Below are 4,180 nucleotides of genomic sequence, written 5' to 3' on the forward strand. Positions count from 1 at the left end.
CCGGTACTCGGCGGCCTGCCCGGCGCCAGGCGCGATGATTCCCCCGAGGAGCACCACGGCGTCCCAGCGGGTCGCCGGCTGGCCACCGACGCGGACGTCGAACGGCCGACGGTCGCCGTCCACCGGGCGGATCCCGTAGCCATCGCTGTCGAGCCTGGTGAACCGCCCGGCGAAGCCCCGCTCGTCCGGGAACTCCCCGCTGCCTGCGGGGGGCTCCTTGCCGGCCCCGGCGGGCTCCCCGGTGGACGAGGGGGGTGCCGCCGCCGGGCCGCCGCCCGCGTCGCGCGCCGCGCGATCGTGTGTCACGAACAGGTGCGCGTCCAGCCCGGAGTCGACGAGCGCGCGCAGCGCCGTCCCGGCGGCCGGGCCCGCGCCGAACACCGCTACCCGGGGAAGTTGAGCCACGATCGGCAAGGGTAGGCCACATCAGGCTGCCCGTGACAGCCCCCTACGGCGTTATTGCATTTTGTCCTTATTACACACTTTTTGCCCCTGCTATATCGTCCCGGCTGCGCTGTCGGGCCAGTGTCACCAGCCTGTGTCACCGGCCTGGCGCCACCGTCAGGTGGGCGGGCCGGCGGCGGCCCTGGGGCGGCGGCTGGCTCTCCTGCGCCCGCTGGCGTGGCAGTGTCATCAGAAGGCGCCGTGGGGCGTCCCGGGGGATCATCCGGGCTTCGGGCGCGGGCCTGGCAGGACGCGTCCTGGCAGGGCGTATCACGGCGTCCCGCGGCTCGGGAACCTGCCGTAGCCGACGGGGCAGCGCGAGCAGCGCGGTACGTGTCGCCCGTGCGCCCAGGCAGGCGGCGGTGTCCAGCAGCGGTGTGTCGGGCAGGCCGTAGAGGCGGCGGGCCCAGCCCGGCAGCATCCCGGCGGCGATCGCGCTCAGGGCGGACCACGCCGGGCGCGCGGGCGTGGTCCGCGACACCCACCGGGGCATGGGCGGCCGCAGGATGAACGAGATCATTTCGCGGGACTGCGGCGTCACCCGCAGGTGAGGACGCATCCGCGTGAAATAGTGGGCAACCGCGGCCTGGCTGTCCGGAACGTCCTCCGCCGGGATACCGATCAGCTCGGCGGCCCGCACCTGCTCGGCGAAGTAGGCGTCGGCCTGGCTGTCGGTGAGGCGCAGGCCGCATCGGCGGGCCGTCGAGAGGAAGGACTCGGCCTCGCTCACATGCACCCACAGCAGCAGTTCGGGATCGCCAGCCCGGTAGGGCCGGCCACTGGTGGGCTCGGTGCCACGGACACGCGTGTGCACGCGACGTACCCGTTCGGCGGCCTGCCGCGCCTGCGCGGTCGTCCCATAGGTGATCGTTTCGACGTAGGTGGCGGTACGCAGCAGGCGTCCCCACGGGTCGGCCCGGTAGGCGGAGTGCTGGGCGACGCCGGCCATGGCCAGCGGGTGCACGCCCTGCAGGAGCAGCGCGCGGATACCGGCGACGATCATGCTCGGATCGCCGTGCACCCGCCAGGTCACACTGGCCGGCCCGAACAGCCCGGCATCCGGTGCGGGGCCCGCGTCCGTGCCGCCGCTGTCGGCACCGCGGTTGCTGTCCGTGCCGCCGCCGCTGTCGGTGCCGTGGTCGTCGCTGGTGCCGCGGTTGCCGTCGGTATCGCTGTTGACGTTGGCGCCACTGCCCGTGCCGGCCGCCGGCCGCCACGGCGTGGATCGTGTCACGGCATCAGTGACTTCATGGGCTCGATGCCGTTGATCAATCACCTGAACATCCCCGTTTCTTACTCTCAGGAATCAAATAGAAACTAATGGTTGCACATTGACTACGATGGATGCATGCAGGGTGCGCTGCGTGTCTAGATTGTGATCAGATGGTGATGTAACGCGGGGCGATGCGCACATGCGCCGGTCCGAGCGGGTCGTTGCGCTGTCGCATGACCGGCGCCACGAACTAACGTGGCCCCATGAGCGTCGTGAAGATCAATGCACTGACCGTCCCGGCCGAGCTGCGGGCCACGCTGGAGCAGCGGTTCGCCGGCCGGGCCGGCATCGTGGAGGCCGCGGACGGTTTCGAGTGGTTCGAGCTGCTGCGGCCGGTGGAGGGCACCGACACCTACCTCGTCTACACGCGCTGGCGCAGCGAGGAGGACTTCCAGAAGTGGCAGGCGTCCAACGCCTTCCAGGCCGGGCACGCGCAGGCGGCGGCGGACGCCGCGGGTGCCCCGGCATCGGCCGGCCACCCCGGCGGCCACCCCGGCGGCCACCCCGGCGGTGGCCACCCAGGGGCTGGCGCGCCGGCCGGTCACGGCGGACCTGCTGGTCATCCCGGGGCCGGTGCGCCGGCCGCGGCCGCGGCCACGCTGTGGTCGTTCGAGGTCGTCCAGTCGGCCGCGCCCAGGAACGACAAGGCGTAGGCCGCGTCCCGCTACCCGAAGCCTCCCCGTCCGTAGGTGGAAGCCGTCACCAGGACAGCGGTTTCCACCTACGGCTTCCGCGTCTGTAGGTGGAAACCGCTGTCCTGACGGAGGTTCTCACCTACACCCTGCCGGTGGCTGGCGTCCTCGATCTCGCCCACGAACTCCTCGACCACGTCCTCGAGGGCGATGACGCCGCGGGTCGTGCCGTTCGGCCCGGGTACCCGGCCGAGATGGCAGCCGCTGCGCTGCATCAGGCGCAGGACCTCGTCCAGCGGCAGGTCGGCGCGGACCTCGGCCATCGGCCGCAGCCTGCGTGGCGGCAGCGGCTCGTCGCGGGCGTCGCCATGGATACCGATGACGTCCTTGGCGTGCACGAAACCGACGACTACCGGGCCCGGCCCGGCCGGGGCGCCACCGCCGGCGGCGCGCACCGGGAAGCGGGAGAAGCCGGTCTCGGCGACCAGCTTCTCCAGCTCGGACGCGGTCACCGACCACGGGACGGTCACGATCTCCGAGACCGGGATCATGATGGTGCCGGCGGCCCGCTCGGACAGCTCCAGCGCGCCGGTCAGCAGCTCGTGCTCGGTGTCCTCCAGCAGGCCCTGCCGCCGGGATTCCGCGATCATCGCCGCGAGCTGGTCCGGGGTGTAGGCGGTGCTCAGCTCGTCCACCGGATGGACGCGGACGAGCCGGACACATCGGTTGGCGACGGCGTTGAGAAAGACGATCAGTGGGCGGGTCAGGCCGGCGAACCGGAGCAGCGGCGGCGCGAGCCAGCGGGCTGCCTGCTCGGGGCCGGCCAGCGCGATGTTCTTCGGCACCATCTCGCCGAGCACGATGTGCAGGCAGGCGACGATCAGGAGCGCGAGCGCGAACCCGATCGGGTGGTGGAAGCCGCTGGGGACGCCGAGCCGGTCCAGACCCCCCTCGATCAGGTGGGCGATCGTGGGCTCGGCCACCGCGCCGAGCCCGAGCGAGCAGATCGTGATGCCGAGCTGGGAGGCGGCGAGCATCAGCGACAGGTTCCCGATCGCGGTCAGGACGCTCCGGGCCTGCTGGTCGCCTTCGGCCGCGGACGGTTCGACCTGGTCGCGACGGACCGAGATGACGGCGAACTCGGCGCCGACGAAGAACGCGTTGCCGGCCAGCAGGAAGATCGTGCCGACCAGATAGAGCAGGGTCATCGCCGTGCCTGCCCGCCCGGGCCGTCGGTGCCGCCGGTGTCATCGGTGCCGTGCGGGCCGTGCGGACCGTGCGGACCGTGTGGGCTACGCGGACCCGGACCGTGCGAGCCGGGCGGGCGGCCGGTGTGCCCGCTCCGGCGGGTCCGGGCCGGCTGGCCGGGCGGGCAGCCCGTCAGCCGGACACGGCTGACGCGATGATGGTCCATCTCCTCGACGGTGAGCAGATGTCCTTCGACATCGACCTGGTCACCCGGCTGCGGGATGCGCCCGAGCCGGTGCAGGACGATGCCGGCGACGGTCTCGTACGGGCCGTCGGGCAGCCGGACACCGGTCAGGTCGGCGACCTCGTCCGGGCGGAGCAGGCCGGACAGCGACCAGCTCCCGTCCGGCCCGGCGGTGGCGTCGGGCCTCTCCGGCTGGTCGTACTCGTCCAGGACGTGGCCGACGAGCTCCTCAACGAGGTCCTCCAGGGTGACCACGCCGGCGGTGCCGCCGTACTCGTCGATGACCACGGCGATCTGAAGGCTGTGCCCGCGCAGGGTGGTGAGCAGATCGTCGCAGCTCAGCGATGCCGGCACCACCACCGGAGCGACCATGAGCCGGCTGACCGGTGTGCTGCCGCG

The 4,180-nt window shown here is 72.4% G+C and carries 5 protein-coding genes; 1 reads left to right on the forward strand and 4 read right to left on the reverse strand.

Annotated features, from left to right (window positions below; genetic code table 11):
- Together NBW84_RS19785 and NBW84_RS19790 are read right to left on the reverse strand one after the other, a co-directional pair.
- Positions 1-414 (reverse strand): hypothetical protein (locus tag NBW84_RS19785; protein ID WP_445548780.1); only part of this gene is annotated, 414 nt, incomplete at its 3' end.
- A gap of 127 nt (positions 415-541) precedes the next feature.
- A complete protein-coding gene (locus NBW84_RS19790; protein ID WP_250286312.1) occupies positions 542-1,678 on the reverse strand; it encodes an oxygenase MpaB family protein in 1,137 nt (378 codons plus the stop codon).
- Between the two features lie 242 nt (positions 1,679-1,920).
- Here NBW84_RS19790 and NBW84_RS19795 point away from each other — a divergent pair, with 242 nt between their 5' ends.
- A complete protein-coding gene (locus NBW84_RS19795; protein WP_250286314.1) occupies positions 1,921-2,370 on the forward strand; it encodes an antibiotic biosynthesis monooxygenase family protein in 450 nt (149 codons plus the stop codon).
- 68 nt (positions 2,371-2,438) lie between these two features.
- Here NBW84_RS19795 and NBW84_RS19800 read toward each other — a convergent pair whose 3' ends face one another.
- Together NBW84_RS19800 and NBW84_RS19805 are read right to left on the reverse strand one after the other, a co-directional pair.
- Positions 2,439-3,557: a hemolysin family protein gene (locus NBW84_RS19800; protein ID WP_250286316.1), complete on the reverse strand. Its 1,119-nt coding sequence runs from the start codon at positions 3,555-3,557 to the stop codon at positions 2,439-2,441.
- Positions 3,554-4,180 (reverse strand): transporter associated domain-containing protein (locus NBW84_RS19805; protein WP_250286318.1); only part of this gene is annotated, 627 nt, incomplete at its 5' end. The genes NBW84_RS19800 and NBW84_RS19805, both read right to left, overlap by 4 nt.

The sequence above is a fragment of the Protofrankia sp. CiP1_Cm_nod2 genome (assembly GCF_920664355.1).
Lineage (GTDB): Bacteria > Actinomycetota > Actinomycetes > Frankiales > Frankiaceae > Protofrankia.